The following is a 15,731-nucleotide window of genomic DNA, read 5'->3' as shown; positions in this document are numbered from 1 at the left end:
TTTCCCGTCGCCCGCGGGCATGCCGTTGCTCATGGGTCCCCCTCACCCGTGCACCGGACCCGCCGCGTCGCGTGCGGCTTTCGGTCCGGCGCACCGGTCGGCCGGGCGCCGTGCGACGCCCGGCCGACCGGTGCGGGGAGGCCGTGGTGGCTACAGCGGGGTGACGTACGCGCCCGAGATGCCGCCGTCGACGAGGAAGTCGGTGGCGTTGACGAAGGACGAGTCGTCGCTCGCGAGGAAGGCGACGGCGGCGGCGATCTCGGTGGGTTCGGCGAACCGGCCCAGCGGGATGTGCACGAGGCGGCGGGCGGCGCGCTCGGGGTCCTTGGCGAACAGTTCCTGGAGCAGCGGGGTGTTGACGGGCCCGGGGCACAGGGCGTTGACGCGGATGCCCTCGCGGGCGAACTGCACGCCGAGCTCGCGGGACATGGCGAGGACGCCGCCCTTGGAGGCGGTGTAGGAGATCTGGGAAGTGGCGGCGCCCATGATGGCGACGAAGGAGGCGGTGTTGATGATCGAGCCGCGTCCCTGGCGCTGCATGTAGGGCAGCGCGGCCTTGCAGCAGAGGTAGACGGAGGTGAGGTTGACGTCCTGGACGCGGCGCCAGGCGTCCAGCTCGGTGGTGAGGATGGAGTCGTCGTCAGGGGGCGAGATGCCGGCGTTGTTGAAGGCGATGTCGACGGAGCCGTAGGTGTCGAAGGCGGTCTTGAAGAGGGCGTCGACGTCTTCCTTGTCGGTGACGTCGACCTTGACGAAGAGGCCTCCGACCTCCTCGGCGGCGGCCTTGCCGGCCGTCTCGTCGATGTCCGCGCAGACGACACGGGCGCCTTCGGAGGCCAGTCGGCGGGCGGTGGCCAGGCCGATGCCGCTGCCGGCTCCCGTGATGACGGCGGTGCGGCCGACGAGGCGGCGGCAGATGATCTCGGTGGGCTCTACGGACATGGGTCAGGCCTCCGTGCTGATGAAGACGTTCTTGGTCTCGGTGAAAGCGGTGAGGGCGTCGGGTCCGAGCTCGCGGCCGAGTCCGGACTGCTTGTAGCCGCCGAAGGGCGTCCAGTAGCGGACGCTGCTGTGGGAGTTGACGGACAGGTTGCCGGCGGCGACGGCGCGCGAGACGCGCAGCGCGCGCCCGATGTCGCGCGTCCAGAGGGAGCCGGAGAGGCCGTATTCGGTGGCGTTGGCCAGGCGTACGGCGTCCTCCTCGTCCTCGAAGGGCAGGACGACGGCGACGGGGCCGAAGACCTCCTCGGCGGCGACGGGCGCGGTGGGGGCGACGTCGGTGACGAGGGTCGGCGGGTACCAGAAGCCGGGGCCGTCGGGGGCGGTGCCGCGGATCGCGGTGAGGTCGTCGGTGACGTAGGACCGTACGCGGTCCAGCTGGATCCGTGAGATCAGCGGGCCCACCTGCGTCTTCTCGTCGAGGGGGTCTCCCACGGCGACGGCCGCGATGCCGGGGGCGACGAGGTCGAGGAAGCGGTCGTAGGCGGAGCGCTGGACGAGGATGCGGGTGCGGGCGCAGCAGTCCTGGCCGGTGTTGTCGAGGAAGGCCATGGGGGCGGCTGCCGCGGCGGCCTCCAGGTCCGCGTCGGCGAAGACGATGTTGGGGCTCTTGCCGCCGAGTTCGAGGGTGACGCGCTTCACCCGGTCCGCGCACTTGGCCATGATCTGCTTGCCGACCCGCGTGGAGCCGGTGAAGACGATCTTCGCGACGCCGGGGTGTTCGACGAGCGCGTCGCCCGCGACGTCGCCGTGGCCGGGGAGCACCTGGAAGAGGTGTTCGGGGATCCCGGCTTCGAGGGCGAGTTCGGCGAGGCGGAGCGCGGTCAGCGGGGTGGTCTCGGCGGGCTTGAGGATGACGGCGTTGCCGGCGGCGAGCGCGGGGGCCAGTCCCCAGGCGGCGATCGGCATGGGGAAGTTCCAGGGGGCGATCACGCCGATGACGCCCAGGGGTTCGAGGAACGTGACGTCGATGCCGCCGGCGACGGGGATCTGGCGGCCGGAGAGCCGTTCCACTCCCCCGGCGGCGAAGTCGAGGAGGTCGCGTACGTTGCCCGCTTCCCAGCGGGCGTTGCCGATGGTGTGGCCGGCTTCGCGGACCTCCAGGCGGGCCAGTTCCTCGATGTGCCCGTCGACGACGGTGGCGAAGCGGCGCAGCAGGCGGGCCCGGTCGGCGGGGGCGGCCGCCGCCCAGGCGCGCTGGGCCGCGGCCGCCCGGGCGACGGCGGCGTCGACGTCGTCCCGTGTGGCGGCCGGGACGACGGCGACGAGTTCCTCGGTGGCCGGATTGAGCACTTCCAGCGCATCGGACACGTGGTGCCTCACAGTTTCGGTTCGGTGGCGTGGATGACTACAGGCGTTCGAAGGAGCGGCGCAGCTCCCAGTCGGTGACCGCGGAGTCGTAGGCGTCGAGTTCCACGCGGGCCATGTTGCGGTAGTGGGCGACGACCTCGGGGCCGAAGGCGGCCTTGGCGATCTCGCTGTTCTCCCAGAGTTCGGCGGCCTCGCGGAGGGTGGCGGGGACGTGGGCGTAGTCGCCGGTGTAGGCGTTGCCGGTGCAGATCTGCGGCAGCTCCAGGCGGTTCTCGATGCCGTGGAGCCCGGCGGCGACCAGGCCGGCGACGGCGAGGTAGGGGTTGACGTCCCCGCCGGGGAGGCGGTTCTCGAAGCGCATGGAGCGGCCGTGTCCGACGACGCGCAGGGCGCAGGTGCGGTTGTCGAGGCCCCAGGCGACGGCGGTCGGGGCGAAGGATCCCGGCCGGAAACGCTTGTACGAGTTGATGTTCGGGGCGTAGAGAAGGGAGAAGTCGCGCAGCGCGGCGAGCTGGCCGGCCAGGAAGTGGCGCATCACGGGGGACATGCCGTGTTCGTCCTGGCCCTCTCCGGCCATCGCGTTGCGTCCGTCGGCGTCGGTGAGCGAGAGGTGGATGTGACAGGAGTTGCCCTCGCGCTCGTCGTACTTGGCCATGAAGGTGAGCGAGACGCCTTCCTGGGCGGCGATCTCCTTGGCGCCGGTCTTGTAGACGGAGTGCTGGTCGCAGGTGGTGAGCGCCTCGTCGTAGCGGAAGGCGATCTCGTGCTGGCCGAGGTTGCACTCGCCCTTGGCCGATTCGACGGTGAGGCCCGCGGTCTGCATCTCGTTGCGGATCCGGCGCAGCAGGGGTTCGATGCGGCCGGTCCCGAGGACCGAGTAGTCGATGTTGTACTGGTTGGCGGGGGTCAGGCCGCGGTAGTTGGCGTTCCAGGCCTGTTCGTAGGTGTCCTGGAAGACCATGAACTCCAGCTCGGTGCCGACCATCGCGGTGTATCCGTGCTCGGCGAGGCGGTCCAGCTGGCGGCGCAGGATCTGGCGGGGCGCGGCCACGACGGGCGCGGCGTCGTGCCAGGCGAGATCGGCGAGGAGGAAGGCGCTGCCGGGGTTCCAGGGGATGCGGCGCAGGGTGGCGGGGTCGGGGTGCATGGCGAAGTCGCCGTAGCCCCGCTCCCACGACGACATCTCGTAGCCGTCGACGGTGTTCATGTCGGTGTCGACGGCGAGGAGGTAATTGCAGCCCTCGGTGCCGTGCGCGAGGACTTCGTCCAGGAAGAACTGTGCGGCGAACCGCTTGCCCTGGAGCCGTCCCTGCATGTCGGGGAAGGCCAGGACGACTGTGTCGATCTCACCGCTGGCGACGAGGGCGCGGAGCTCCTCGGGCGCGAGCGGCGGCGTGCGGTCTACCACGGGATTCTCTCCTTCGGTGAGCCGAGGAGGCCTAAGGTATTGAATAGAACCATTGCTTGGGAAGGGGAGGAGCCGAGATGACCGATACGGCGAGCGAAGGCGACGCCGCCCGGCGCCTGAACCCCGTGCTGCGCCAGGTGCGGGCGGGCAACGGGTTCGAGGAGGCGCTGGAGCAGATCCTCCAGGTGGTCCGGCTGGGGCTGGTGCCGGGCGGCGAACGGCTTCCGCCCGAGCGCGAACTGGCGGAGCGGATGGGGATCAGCCGCGTCACCCTGCGCGAGGTCCTGAAGGTACTGCAGGACCAGGGCCTGGTGGAGGCGCGGCGCGGCCGGTACGGCGGCACGTTCGTACTGCCCCGCCCCGACACCCCGGCCGGCGGCACCGAGGAGGAGCTGCGCAGACGGGTGGCGGGCGTGGACCTGGAGGACGTCCTGCGCTTCCGCGAGGTCCTGGAGGTGGGCGCGGCCGGGCTGTGCGCCGCGCAGGGGCTGACCGAGGAGGGCGCCGAACGCCTGCTCGCCGCGCTGGGGGCCACGCACGACGCACCGCTCACCGACTACCGCCGCCAGGACACCCTCTTCCACCTGACCCTGTGCGAACTGGCCGGGTCCGCCACCCTGACGGCCCAGTACGCCGCCGTCCGGGCCACCGTCAACGACCTGCTGGACTGCATCCCGCTGCTGGTGCGCAACCTGGAGCACTCGCAGCAGCAGCACAGCACGCTGGTCGAGGCGGTGCTGGAACGGGACGCGGCCGGGGCGCGGGAGGTGATGCGCGAGCACTGCTGCGGCACGGCGGCGCTGCTGCGCGGGTTCCTCGCCTGAGCCGGCCGTGACCGGGGGGCAGGGGGTGGCCGAGAGGTTTTCGTAACGTCTGTTTTACGCAGGGGTCTTGCGCGCTCCGCTCCACTGCGGCAAAGGTACGCCCCACAACCATTGCCCTGAGGCAGGAGCGCACGATGGCCGACGACATCGAGGCACGGCTGACAGCCGTGCCCGCACCCCCCACGTCACCGCCGGCGGCGACGGCCCGGACGACTACCTGGAGCGCCGCACGCTGCGCCGCGGCAGCGCCGGCTGGCTGCTCCTGACCGGCCTCGGCGTGGCCTACGTCGTCTCCGGCGACTTCTCCGGCTGGAACGTCGGCCTCGACAAGGGCGGTTTCGGCGGTCTCGCCATCGCCACCGTCCTCATGGGCGCCATGTACGCCTGCCTGGTGTTCTCCCTCGCGGAGCTGTCCACCATCCTGCCGACCGCGGGCGGCGGCTACGGCTTCGCCCGCCGGGCGCTGGGCCCCTGGGGCGGCTTCCTCACCGGCACCGCCATCCTCATCGAGTACATCCTGGCCCCGGCGGCGATCGTCATCTTCATCGGCGACTACGTGGAGTCGCTCGGGCTCTTCGGCCTCACCTCCAGCTGGCCCGTCTACCTCGGCTGCTTCGTGGTCTTCATCGGCGTGCACCTGTGGGGCGTCGGCGAGGCACTGCGCTTCAGCCTCGTGGTGACCGCCGTCGCCGTCGCCGCGCTGCTGGTCTTCGCGGTGGGCGCCTTCATCGAGTTCAGCGCCGACGGCCTCGACGACATCCCCGTCGACGCGAGCGCCTTCGGCTCGAACTCCTGGCTGCCGCTGGGCGTGCTCGGCATCTGGGCCGCGTTCCCCTTCGGCATGTGGTTCTTCCTCGGGGTGGAGGGCGTACCGCTGGCGGCCGAGGAGGCGAAGGACCCGGTCCGCTCCATGCCCAAGGCCCTGTCGATCTCCATGGGCATCCTCGCCCTGCTGGCCCTGATCACCTTCTTCGCCGCGACCGGCGCGCAGGGCGCCGACGCCGTCAAGACGGCCGGCAACCCCCTCGTCGTCGCCCTGGAGGGGGACGGCGGCCCGACCGCGCTGAGCCGCTTCGTGAACTACGCGGGCCTGGCGGGCCTCGTGGCCTCCTTCTTCTCCCTGATCTACGCGGGCTCCCGCCAGCTCTTCGCCCTCTCCCGCGCCGGCTACCTGCCCCGCTTCCTCTCCCTCACCTCGAAGCGCAAGGCCCCGTACCTGGGCCTGATCATCCCCGGCGCGATCGGTTTCGCCCTGGCCGCGGCCACCGGCAACGGCGCCCGCATGCTCAACATCGCCGTCTTCGGCGCCACCATCTCCTACGCCCTCATGGCGCTCTCGCACATCGTGCTGCGCCGCCGCGAACCCCGGCTGGAGCGCCCCTACCGCACCCCCGGCGGGATCCTGACCTCCTCGGTGGCCTTCGTCCTCGCCCTTTCGGCCCTGGTCGCCACCTTCCTGGTGGACAAGGACGCGGCGTTCATCGCGCTGGCCGTGTACGCCGTCGCCCTGGCCTACTTCGCGCTCTACAGCCGCCGCCACCTCGTGGCGTCGGCCCCCGAGGAGGAGTTCGCGGCCCTCGCGGAAGCCGAGGCGGAACTGGCCCGCGACTGAAACCCTGTCACCGTCCGCCCCGCTCCGCTCCGGAGGTATCGAACGTGCCCAGGCCGCTCATCGGCATCACCACCTACGTCGAGGAATCCACCCGCTACGGCGTGTGGGACCTGCCGACGTCCCTCGTCCCGACCGGGTACCACCAACTCGTCCAGGCGGCGGGCGGCGCGGCCGTGCTGTTGCCCCCGGACGAGCCCGGATCGGCGGCGGAGGTGCTGAGCCGGGTGGACGGCCTGGTCGTCGCGGGCGGCCCCGACGTGGACCCGGTCCGCTACGGAGCCGCACGCGACCCCCGTACGGGAGCCCCCGCGACCGTACGCGACCAGTGGGAGCTGGCCCTGATCGGGGCCGCGCTGGAGGCCGACGTGCCCGTGCTCGGCATCTGCCGCGGGATGCAGGCCCTGAACGTGGCCCTGGGCGGCACCCTGATCCAGCACATCGACGGCCACGTCGACACCCCGGGCGTCATGGGGTGGCACCCGGTCCGCCCGGTGCCCGGCACCCGGTACGCCGACCTCGTCCCGGAGGAGGCGCAGGTCCCCACCTACCACCACCAGGCGGTCGACCGCCTGGGCCGGGGCCTGGTCGCCTCGGCGCACGCGCTCGACGGCACGGTGGAGGCGATCGAGCTGCCCGACCCCGCGCGCTGGGTGCTGGGCGTGCAGTGGCACCCCGAACGGGACCGGGACACCCGGGTGATGGCGTCCCTGATCCAGGCCGCCGCCGTCCGCGGCGTGGTGCCGGTGGCCTGACCGACCGCCGGCCGCGGGACGTACGGCGACTTCCCCAGCGCCGCAGGGTCCCGCGGCCGGCCCCGCCCTCCCGCCCGCCCGCCGCCCCGCACGAATGGCCCTTCCGCCGCCGGGCGCGCACGCTGGATGGGTGAGCACCGACGCGCACCGCACGGCGAAAGGTCCGGTGGCCGGGTTCCTGGACAACCCGGTCGTGGGCATGGCGCCGTGGATCATCTTCTCCCTGCTGGTCGGTCCCGGACGGTTCGAACTGGCCGTGGGACTGGCCCTCGCCGCCGCGGTCGCCCTGATCGCGCTCGGCCACCTGATGAACCGCGGCAGCTCCTGGAAGCTGCTGGAGCTGGCCGACGTGGTCTTCTTCGGGGCGATGGCCATCATCGGGGCCCTCGTCAACGACGGGACCCTGCGCTGGCTGGAGACGTACGCCGGCGAGGTGGCCAACATCGCCCTGGCGGTGATCGCCTTCGGCTCGATGGCCGTGCGAATGCCGTTCACACTGCAGTACGCCCGCGAAGAGGTCGACCCGTCCCTGTGGCACACCCGTGGCTTCCTGCGCACCAACTACATGATCACGGGGGCGTGGGGCATCGCCTTCCTGATCGCGGCGGCCGCCGGGGCGTACGGAGACCTCGTCCTGCACAACCCGAGCAACATCTGGACCGGCTGGATCATCCAGATCCTGGCGATCGTCGCCGCGGTGAAGTTCACCGTCTGGTACCCGGACGTGGCCCGCGCCCGGGCGGTCCGCGAAGCCGCCGGCCTGCCGCCCGAGCCCACGCAGTGGGCGGGCTTCCTGGTGCCGCTCGCGGGCCTGCTCGTACCGATCGGCATCGCCGTACTGATCTTCGACAACATGTGGTGGCTGGGAGTCGGCCTGATCGTCGTGGGCTCGCTCCTGACGAAGACCCTCCAGGCCCGCTCCCACGCCCCCGCGCAGGGCTGAGCCGCCGCCCGAGGAGACCGTTCCCGCGACCACCGGCGCCCGCGACAGCCACTACGAGCGGACGGGCGGGCACGCCTCCCGGTCCTCACGGTCCGGCCCCGGGCACGGCCCACTCACGGGGTGCCCCGGGTCAGGGACAGCAGGTCCCGGGCCGGCCCGGCAGGGCGGGCGCCCGCCGGCCAGACCGCCCGCAGGGCCCGGCCGAGTCCGGCGCCCGACACCGGCACCTCCACCAGCCGGCGCGCCGCCAGTTCGTCCACCACCGCCAGCTCCGACAGCACGCACGGACCGGCGCCGCCCAGGGCGGCCGCCTTCACCGCCGTCGTCGACGCCAGCTCCAGCAGCGGTGCGGCCAGCCCGCCGTGCCCGGCCAGGGCGGCGTCCAGGACCTGCCGGGTGCCCGATCCCCGCTCGCGCAGGATCAGCGGGGTCGCGGCCAGCTCCGCCGCCTCCACGCCCCGCGTGCGCCGCGCCCACGGATGGAGCGGCGCCACCGCCACGACCAGGCGGTCCTGCGCGATCACCGCCGAGTCCAGGCCCTCCGGGACCGTCAGCCCCTCCACGAAGCCGAGGTCGGCCTCGTGCGTGAGCACCCGCTGCACGACCACCGCGGAATTGCCCGCGTGCAGCGACACCGCCGTGTCCGGCCGCTGCCCGCGCAGCGCGATCAGCCAGCCCGGCAGCAGGTACTCGGCGATGGTCATACTGGCCGCCACCCGCAGCCGCGAGTCCCGCCGCCCGCGCAGCGCCTGCGCACCCGCGTCGAAGGCCTCCGCCGCCTCCACCACCCGCCGGGCCCAGTCGGTCACCAGCGCGCCCTCGGCCGTCAACGTCGAGCCCCGGGGGGAACGGTCCACCAGCGCCACCCCCAGCCGCGCCTCCATCGCGCGGATCCGGCTGCTCGCCGCGGGCTGGGTGATGCCCAGGCGCCGGGCCGCACCGCTGAGGCTCCCGACGCGGGCGACCGCGAGCAACAGCTCCAACGCCCCCAGGTCCGGTACCCGGTGCGCCAGCGGAACCCACGTCTCATCACCCATAACATCAGTTTATGGCCTTATAGAAAGGTGGTCCCTGCCGTTCGTCCCGCCCCGGCATGACGCTGGACCCATGGCCACCACCCTCGTGCGACCCCGCACCCTCCCCGAACCCGCGCCCACCGCCCACAAGGCACCGGCGCTGCGACACCTCGGCCCGAACTGGTACGCCTCCGTCATGGGCACCGCGATCGTCGCCAACGCCGGCGCGACCCTCCCGTACCAGCTCCCCGGCCAGCGCGTGGCCTGCCAGCTCGTCTGGGCGCTGTCCGCCGCCGCCCTCGCCGTCCTGCTCGCAGCCCGCGCCGTGCACTGGCTGCACCACCGCGACCAGGCCCGCGCCCACCTCCTCGACCCCGCCGTCGCGCCCTTCTACGGATGCCTCTCGATGGCGCTGCTCGCCGTCGGCGGCGGCACCCTCATCGTCGGCAAGGACCTCATCGGGACCGACGCCGCCGTCGCTGTGGACGCCGTGCTCTTCACCGCGGGCACCGCGATCGGCCTGGTCGCGGCCGTGGCCGTGCCGTACCTGATGGTGGTGCGCCACCAGGTCCAGCCGAAGCAGGCCACCCCCGTCTGGCTGCTGCCCCTCGTCGCGCCGATGGTCTCCGCGGCCCTGGGCCCGCTGCTGATACCCCACCTGTCCCCCGGCCAGCCCCGCGAGGCCATGCTGCTCGCCTGCTACGCCATGTTCGGCATCAGCCTGCTCGCCACCCTGCTGATGCTGCCCCTGATCTTCGGCCGGCTGATCGTCGGCGGCCCGCTCCCGCTGGCCCTCACCCCGACCCTGTTCCTGGTCCTGGGACCCCTCGGCCAGTCCACCACCGCCGTGAACCAGCTCGCCGACATGGCCCCGCAGGCGATCGGCGCTCCCTACGCCGGTGCGCTCGGCGCCTTCGCAGTCGTCTACGGGGTCCCCGTGATGGGCTTCGCCCTGCTGTGGCTGGCGCTCGCCGTCTGCATGCTGGTCCGGGCGGCCCGGGCGGGGATGGGCTTCTCGATGACCTGGTGGGCGCTGACCTTCCCCGTCGGCACCTGCGTCACCGGCGCCGCCGGGCTGGCCCGCCACACCGGCCTCACCGCCCTCGGCTGGCTCGCCGCGGCCCTTTTCCTGGCCCTTCTCACCGCATGGCTCCTGGCCGCCGCCCACACCACCCGCGGCCTCCTGCGCGGCCACCTCCTACCCCGCTGAGCCCCTCCGCTCCCGCGGCGGGTGGCGGACCCGGCGCCGGCCCCGGGCCGGTGGTTTCCGGGGCTCCGCCCCGGACCCCGCGCCTCAAACGCCGGCGAGGCTGGATGGTGCGGGCCGGTGCGCGGGGCCGCCGAGGGGTGTCTCCTCGGCTCGGCGCGCGCGAGCCTTCTCGGCCGCGGGCCGGGGGTTGCGCGCTCGTCCTGCGGGGACACCCCTCACCGTCCCCGCTCCCCCCGCGACGGGGTGGGGACACGGCGGAGTGTCCCCGCAGGACGAGCGCGCACCACCGGGCACAACCGCGAAGTACGGTTCCGCGCGAGCCGAGGAGACACTCCGCCGGGGCACCGCCCCACACCCAACCGACCCCGCCCGACCGCACCGCGGCCAAAGCCACCCCGCCCCACACCAACGAAGCCACCGCCCCGCACATCCAGCCCCGCCGGCGATTGAGGCGCGGGGTCTGGGGCAGAGCCCCAGCAGCCACCGGCCCGCAGGCCGACCCCGAGCACCGCCACCCGCCGCGGGAGCGGAAGGGCGGAGCCCCGGAAGCCACCGGCCCGCAGGCCGCCCCGGATCCGCCACTCGCCCCGTCGGGTCAGGTCGCCGCCCGGAGCGCCTCGGAGAGGACGGCCGGGGCCTCCGCCAGCGAGGGTCCGTACCAGGTCAGGTGCCGCCCGCTGACGAGCGCCGCCGGCAGGCCGGGAAACGCCTCCGGCCCGTCGCCCGCCGCGAAGGCGTACGGTTCGTCCGGCAGCACCACCAGATCGCAGCCCGCCCCGGCCAGCTCCTCGACCGGGATCCGCGGATACCGCTCCGCGTGCCCGGCGTAGACGTTCCGTACCCCGAGCCGCCCCAGCAGGTCACCCGCGAAGGTGTCCCGGCCCAGCACCATCCACGGCCGCCGCCACACCGGCACGAAGGCGGAGCGCTCGCGCGCCTGCTCCACGCCGGCCCACGCCGCCTCCGCGTCCGCCAGCCACGCCGGCCTCGCCAGTCCCAGCGCCCCCACCAGGACCCGGTCCAGTTCCCGCAGCGCCTGCGGCAGGTCCCGGACCTCCGTGACGAGCACCTCCACCCCCACCGCGCGCAGCGCGTCCAGGTCCGGTGCCCGGTTCTCCTCCTCGTTGGCGATCACCAGGTCGGGGCGGAGCTTCCGCGATCCTGCGCACGTCGGGGTTCTTCGTGCCCCCGATCCGTTCCGCCGCCCCGAGGTCGCCGGGGTGCGTGCACCAGTCGGTCACCCCGACCAGCAGCCCCGGCGCGCTCACGGCCACCGCCTCGGTCAGCGACGGCACCAGCGACACCACCCGCCGCGGCATGCCGTCAGTGCCCCGGGGACGGCGGCTCGGACGTCGCGTGGATGTGATCGCCGACGGCGACCACCAGGATCCGGGTGTCCTCGGTGACGGCCCGCCAGCGGTGGCGCACGCCTCCGGACAGGAACAGCGCGTCGCCGCTCTCCAAGCGGTAGGCCCGCCCCTCGGCCTCCACCTGGCAGGCCCCTTCGACCACGTACATCAGCTCGTCGTTGCGGTGCTGGTACTCGCGCCCGGCGTCCTGGTCCCCGGTGAACTCCAGTGCGTGCAGCTGGTGGTGGCCGCGCACGAGGGGCCGTACGCCCGGCACCGGGGTCAGCCCGGACTCGTCGCCGGCCCGTACGAGGTCCACCGTGCGCGCGGTGTCGGAGGCGGCCAGCAGTTCGACGGCGGTGGTCTCCAGGGCGTCCGCGACGCGTTCCAGGGACCGGATGCTGGGCCGGGCCCGCTCGTTCTCTATCTGGCTCAGGAAGGGCACGGACAGGCCGCTTCGCGCCGACACGGCGGCCAGCGTCAGGTGGAGCGCGCGGCGCCGCTTGCGCACGGCCACACCCACCCGCAGGGGCTCCTTGCCGTCCTTGTCCTTGCTCTTGTCGTCCACGTCGTTCAGCTTGCCGTTCAGGCCGTCCGTGCCGTCCCTGTCGTTCATTTCGGGGCTGCCCTCCCCCTGTCCGTCGCACATCGGTGTGCTGTAAGCACCTTACGCAGCAACCGCCTCCGGTTTCGCCCGCACCGACCTTCCCGTACCCGTCCGCTCACCGTCAGTGGCGCTCCGGGGGCGTTCGGGCGCGCGCCGGGGCGCCCCGGTGACCGCGACCGCCCCCGCAGCCGGTTGCGGCATCATCGTCTGCGTGACGACACGACGCCTGATGCTCCTGGACACCGCCTCCCTCTACTTCCGCGCCTATTTCGGCGTGCCGGACTCCGTCAAGGCTCCGGACGGCACCCCCGTCAACGCCGTGCGCGGGCTCCTCGACTTCATCGGCCGGCTCGTCCAGGACCACCGGCCGGACGATCTGGTGGCCTGCATGGACGCCGACTGGCGGCCGCAGTGGCGGGTGGAGCTGATCCCCTCGTACAAGGCCCACCGGGTCGCGGTGGAGACCGAGTCGGGTCCTGACGTGGAGGAGACCCCGGACACGCTCGCCCCGCAGGTGCCGATCATCGAGGCCGCCCTGGACGCCTTCGGCATCGCCCGCGTCGGCGTCGCCGGCTACGAGGCGGACGACGTGATCGGGACGCTCACCGCCCGTGCGACGGGTCCGGTGGACATCGTCACCGGCGACCGGGACCTGTACCAGCTCGTGGACGACGCCCGGCAGCGGCGGGTGCTGTACCCCCTCAAGGGTGTGGGCACCCTCCAGGTGACGGACGAGGCGTGGCTGCGGGAGAAGTACGGCGTGGACGGCCCCGGCTACGCGGACCTCGCCCTGCTGCGCGGCGACCCGAGCGACGGCCTGCCGGGGGTGCCCGGTATCGGCGAGAAGACGGCGGCGAAGCTGCTCGACGCGTACGGCGACCTGGCCGGGATCATCGCGGCGATCGACGACCCGAAGTCGGGGCTGACGCCCGCCCAGCGCAAGCGGCTGGACGAGTCGCGCCCGTATCTGGCGGTGGCCCCCAAGGTGGTCAAGGTGGCCTCCGACGTGCCGCTTCCGCAGTTCGACGCGGCCCTTCCGAAGGCTCCGGCGCAGCCCGAGATGGTCGACGCACTAGCCCATCGGTGGGGATTGGGGGGCGCAGTGTCCCGTCTGAGCAGCACCCTGCACTCCTGAGGTGCTAACTTAGGTAAGGCTAAGTTTCATGGGAGTCAGGGGATACCGTGGCAGAAGGACGCGGCCGCACTGTCGGCACCGCCGTTGTCGTACGCACCGAGCGGCTCTCGCCGCACATGGTGCGGCTCGTGCTGGGTGGTGAGGGCCTGGCGGACTTCGGCGCGGGCGAATACACCGACCATTACGTAAAACTCCTCTTCGCTCCCAAGGGTGTTGCTTACCCGGCGCCGTGGGACCTCGAACGCATCCGCGGCGACTTTCCCCGCGCGCAGTGGCCGCGCCAGCGCGCCTACACCGTGCGCAACTGGGACGCGCTGCGCCGGGAGCTGACCCTGGACTTCGTCGTCCACGGTGACGAGGGCCTGGCCGGCCCGTGGGCGGCCCGGGTCCAGCCGGGCGAGCTGGTGCACTTCCTCGGCCCGGGCGGCGCCTACGCTCCGGACCCGGCGGCGGGCTGGCACCTCCTGGTGGGCGACGAGAGCGCCCTGCCGGCGATCGCCGCGGCGATGGAGCGGATGCCGGCGGGCGCGCTGGTCCACGCGCTCATCGAGATCGACGGCCCGGCCGACGAGCTGAAGATCACCACGCCGGACGGCGTCGCACCGGTCTGGCTCCACCGCGGCGACCGCCCGGTCGGCGAGGCCCTGGTGGAGGCGGTCCAGGCCCTGGAGTTCCCCTCGACGGACGTCCACGCCTTCGTCCACGGCGAGGCGGGCTTCGTCAAGGACCTCCGCCGCCACCTGCGCCTGGAGCGCGGCATCGCCCGCGAACGCCTGTCGATCTCCGGCTACTGGCGCCAGGGCGAGACGGACGAGGGCTGGCGCGCGATCAAGCGCGACTGGAACGCGACGGTGGAGGCCGAACAGGAGCACAGGGCAGCGGCCTGACCCCACCCCGCGTCGAATCCGGCCCGCGCCGGAGGGCGCGCGGGGTGCGGGACTCCGGAGCCCGCTCCCCGCGCGACGCGCGCGGGGAGGCGAGCGGCGGGACAATGGCCTCATGCGTACGCTCCGCGCCCTGGGAGCGGCAGGGGCCGCCGCCCTCCTCACCGCCTCGGCGGCGACGGTGGCCACGGCGGCTCCGAGCCCGCCCCCCGCTCCCCGCCCCCAGCTCACCGACGCAGCCGTCGACAAGGCGATCGCCGGCCTCGACGCCTCCGTCACGGACAAGATGCGCCGCACCGGCGTCCCCGGGGTGGCGGTGGCCGTCGTCCGCGACGACAAGGTGGTCTACCTCAAGGGCTTCGGCGTGCGCCGCACCGGCGAGAGCGCCAAGGTCGACCCGGACACCGTCTTCCAGCTGGCCTCCGTCTCCAAGCCCGTCACCTCCAGCGTCATCGCCGGCGCTCTGGCCGATCCCGGTGACTGGGACGAGCCGCTCGCCGGCTCCCTCCCCGGGTTCGCCCTCAAGGACCCCTGGGTCAGCTCGCACGTCACCCCCGCCGACCTGATCTCGCACCGCAGCGGCCTGCCCGACCACGCCGGGGACCTCCTGGAGGACCTCGGCTACGACCAGCGCTACATCCTCGACCACCTGCGCGAGGAGCCGCTGAGCCCGTTCCGCGCGAGCTACGCGTACACCAACTTCGGGTTCACCGCCGCCGCCGAGGCCGTCGCCCGCGACCACGGCGTGAGCTGGCAGCAGCTCAGCGCGGACACCCTCTTCAAGCCCGCCGGGATGACCCGTACCAGCACCGAGTTCGACGCCTACGCCAAGGCCCCGGACCGGGCGTGGGGCCACGTGCGCAACCCGGACGGCACCTGGAGCCCCCGCTACGTCCGTGACGCCGACGCCCAGACCCCGGCCGGCGGGACCAGTTCCACCGTGCGCGACATGTCCCGCTGGCTGCGGCTTCAGCTGAACGGCGGCACCCTCGACGGGAAGCGGATCATCGCCGCCGACGCCCTCGACCGCACCCGCGTGCCGGAGATCGTCTCGCAGGCCGTGACCGGCCGCGGCACGCCGCAGTTCTACGGGCTGGGCTGGAACGTCTCCTACGACGGCGCGGGCCGACTGCGCCTGAGCCACTCCGGCGGGTTCGCCCTGGGCGCCAACACCAACGTCACGATGCTCCCGCTGGAGCGCCTCGGCATCGTCGTCCTGACCAACGGGGCCCCGGTGGGCCTGGCCGACGCGGTCGCCCTGGACTTCTTCGACACCGCCGAGTACGGGAAGCCGACCGCCGACTGGATGGCGCTGGCGGGCGCGAGCTACGAGCAGACGTTCAATGCGGGCCGGTCCGACACCGACTACTCGCGCCCGCCGGCCGGTGCGAAGCCGGCCCGCGACAGCGCCGCGTACACCGGGACCTACGACAACCCGTACTACGGCAGGGCCACCGTCACCGCCGGCGAGGACGGCGCGCTCACCCTCGCCCTCGGCCCGAAGCCGCTGCGCTTCCCGCTGGCCCACTACGACGGCGACACCTTCAGCTTCGAGACCACCGGCGAGAACGCCATCGGCCGCACCGGCGTGTTCTTCGGCGACGGCACCTTCCGCGTCGAGTACCTCGACGAGAACCACCTGGGCACGTTCACCCGGCAGTAGCCGCATAGCCTGTCCCCC

13 protein-coding genes and 1 pseudogene are annotated in these 15,731 nt (G+C 73.2%); 8 read left to right on the top strand and 6 right to left on the bottom strand.

The genetic code is table 11. The features are described 5' to 3' along the window. Positions 1 to 150 precede the first annotated feature (150 nt). The 3 genes from AC2RP6_RS30560 to AC2RP6_RS30550 are packed head-to-tail and all read right to left on the bottom strand — an operon-like array spanning position 151 to position 3,718. Positions 151 to 942 carry a 3-oxoacyl-ACP reductase gene (locus AC2RP6_RS30560; RefSeq protein ID WP_486449094.1) on the bottom strand — a complete coding sequence of 264 codons (792 nt, stop codon included), beginning with the start codon at positions 940 to 942 and terminating at the stop codon, positions 151 to 153. Positions 943 to 945: 3 nt separating this feature from the next. Beyond that, complete coding sequence (locus AC2RP6_RS30555) at positions 946 to 2,310, bottom strand: aldehyde dehydrogenase family protein (protein ID WP_486449093.1); 1,365 nt, start codon at positions 2,308 to 2,310, stop codon at positions 946 to 948. Positions 2,311 to 2,347: 37 nt separating this feature from the next. Next, complete coding sequence (locus tag AC2RP6_RS30550; protein WP_486449092.1) at positions 2,348 to 3,718, bottom strand: glutamine synthetase family protein; 1,371 nt, start codon at positions 3,716 to 3,718, stop codon at positions 2,348 to 2,350. A 77-nt stretch (positions 3,719 to 3,795) separates the two neighbouring features. Between AC2RP6_RS30550 and AC2RP6_RS30545 the strand changes: the two genes are divergently transcribed. The 4 genes from AC2RP6_RS30545 to AC2RP6_RS30530 all read left to right on the top strand — a co-directional run bounded on the left by AC2RP6_RS30545 (position 3,796) and on the right by AC2RP6_RS30530 (position 7,849). Continuing rightward, on the top strand, positions 3,796 to 4,542 hold the full coding sequence (locus AC2RP6_RS30545) for a FadR/GntR family transcriptional regulator (RefSeq protein WP_486449091.1): 747 nt from the start codon (positions 3,796 to 3,798) through the stop codon (positions 4,540 to 4,542). A 217-nt stretch (positions 4,543 to 4,759) separates the two neighbouring features. Beyond that, on the top strand, positions 4,760 to 6,154 hold the full coding sequence (eat, locus tag AC2RP6_RS30540) for an ethanolamine permease (protein ID WP_486450511.1): 1,395 nt from the start codon (positions 4,760 to 4,762) through the stop codon (positions 6,152 to 6,154). A gap of 44 nt (positions 6,155 to 6,198) precedes the next feature. After that, positions 6,199 to 6,906: a gamma-glutamyl-gamma-aminobutyrate hydrolase family protein gene (locus AC2RP6_RS30535; protein WP_486449090.1), complete on the top strand. Its 708-nt coding sequence runs from the start codon at positions 6,199 to 6,201 to the stop codon at positions 6,904 to 6,906. 130 nt (positions 6,907 to 7,036) lie between these two features. Then, on the top strand, positions 7,037 to 7,849 hold the full coding sequence (locus AC2RP6_RS30530) for a hypothetical protein (protein WP_486449089.1): 813 nt from the start codon (positions 7,037 to 7,039) through the stop codon (positions 7,847 to 7,849). Between the two features lie 113 nt (positions 7,850 to 7,962). Here AC2RP6_RS30530 and AC2RP6_RS30525 read toward each other — a convergent pair whose 3' ends face one another. Beyond that, the gene (locus AC2RP6_RS30525; RefSeq protein WP_486449088.1) at positions 7,963 to 8,886 is read right to left on the bottom strand and encodes a LysR family transcriptional regulator; all 924 of its coding nucleotides are present in this window, start codon (positions 8,884 to 8,886) and stop codon (positions 7,963 to 7,965) included. Positions 8,887 to 8,956: 70 nt separating this feature from the next. On the opposite strand from AC2RP6_RS30525, the gene AC2RP6_RS30520 reads away from it, so the two are divergent. Continuing rightward, positions 8,957 to 10,075 carry a TDT family transporter gene (locus AC2RP6_RS30520; protein ID WP_486449087.1) on the top strand — a complete coding sequence of 373 codons (1,119 nt, stop codon included), beginning with the start codon at positions 8,957 to 8,959 and terminating at the stop codon, positions 10,073 to 10,075. A 595-nt stretch (positions 10,076 to 10,670) separates the two neighbouring features. Here the strand turns inward: AC2RP6_RS30520 and AC2RP6_RS30515 are convergent. Further along, positions 10,671 to 11,394: pseudogene (locus AC2RP6_RS30515) on the bottom strand (helical backbone metal receptor). Positions 11,395 to 11,398: 4 nt separating this feature from the next. Further along, positions 11,399 to 11,947, bottom strand: coding sequence for a helix-turn-helix domain-containing protein (locus AC2RP6_RS30510; RefSeq protein ID WP_486450510.1), 549 nt, complete (start codon positions 11,945 to 11,947; stop codon positions 11,399 to 11,401). A gap of 313 nt (positions 11,948 to 12,260) precedes the next feature. Between AC2RP6_RS30510 and AC2RP6_RS30505 the strand changes: the two genes are divergently transcribed. From AC2RP6_RS30505 to AC2RP6_RS30495, 3 genes are all read left to right on the top strand, one after another. Then, a complete protein-coding gene (locus tag AC2RP6_RS30505; protein ID WP_486450509.1) occupies positions 12,261 to 13,166 on the top strand; it encodes a 5'-3' exonuclease in 906 nt (301 codons plus the stop codon). Between the two features lie 116 nt (positions 13,167 to 13,282). Further along, positions 13,283 to 14,053, top strand: coding sequence for a siderophore-interacting protein (locus tag AC2RP6_RS30500; protein WP_486450508.1), 771 nt, complete (start codon positions 13,283 to 13,285; stop codon positions 14,051 to 14,053). 112 nt (positions 14,054 to 14,165) lie between these two features. Continuing rightward, positions 14,166 to 15,713: a serine hydrolase gene (locus tag AC2RP6_RS30495; RefSeq protein ID WP_486449086.1), complete on the top strand. Its 1,548-nt coding sequence runs from the start codon at positions 14,166 to 14,168 to the stop codon at positions 15,711 to 15,713. Positions 15,714 to 15,731 lie beyond the last annotated feature (18 nt).

It is taken from the genome of Streptomyces sp. WAC03905 (assembly GCF_057371075.1).
This window is presented reverse-complemented; position numbering and strand designations above follow the sequence as displayed.

Bases quoted from the DNA above. Each gene is read 5' to 3' on its own strand.
- AC2RP6_RS30560 (WP_486449094.1), bottom strand. From the start codon at position 942: ATGTCCGTAGAGCCCACCGAGATCATCTGCCGCCGCCTCGTCGGCCGC.
- AC2RP6_RS30545 (WP_486449091.1), top strand. From the start codon at position 3,796: ATGACCGATACGGCGAGCGAAGGCGACGCCGCCCGGCGCCTGAACCCC.
- AC2RP6_RS30525 (WP_486449088.1), bottom strand. From the start codon at position 8,886: ATGGGTGATGAGACGTGGGTTCCGCTGGCGCACCGGGTACCGGACCTG.
- AC2RP6_RS30520 (WP_486449087.1), top strand. From the start codon at position 8,957: ATGGCCACCACCCTCGTGCGACCCCGCACCCTCCCCGAACCCGCGCCC.
- AC2RP6_RS30505 (WP_486450509.1), top strand. From the start codon at position 12,261: ATGCTCCTGGACACCGCCTCCCTCTACTTCCGCGCCTATTTCGGCGTG.
- AC2RP6_RS30500 (WP_486450508.1), top strand. From the start codon at position 13,283: ATGGTGCGGCTCGTGCTGGGTGGTGAGGGCCTGGCGGACTTCGGCGCG.
- AC2RP6_RS30495 (WP_486449086.1), top strand. From the start codon at position 14,166: ATGCGTACGCTCCGCGCCCTGGGAGCGGCAGGGGCCGCCGCCCTCCTC.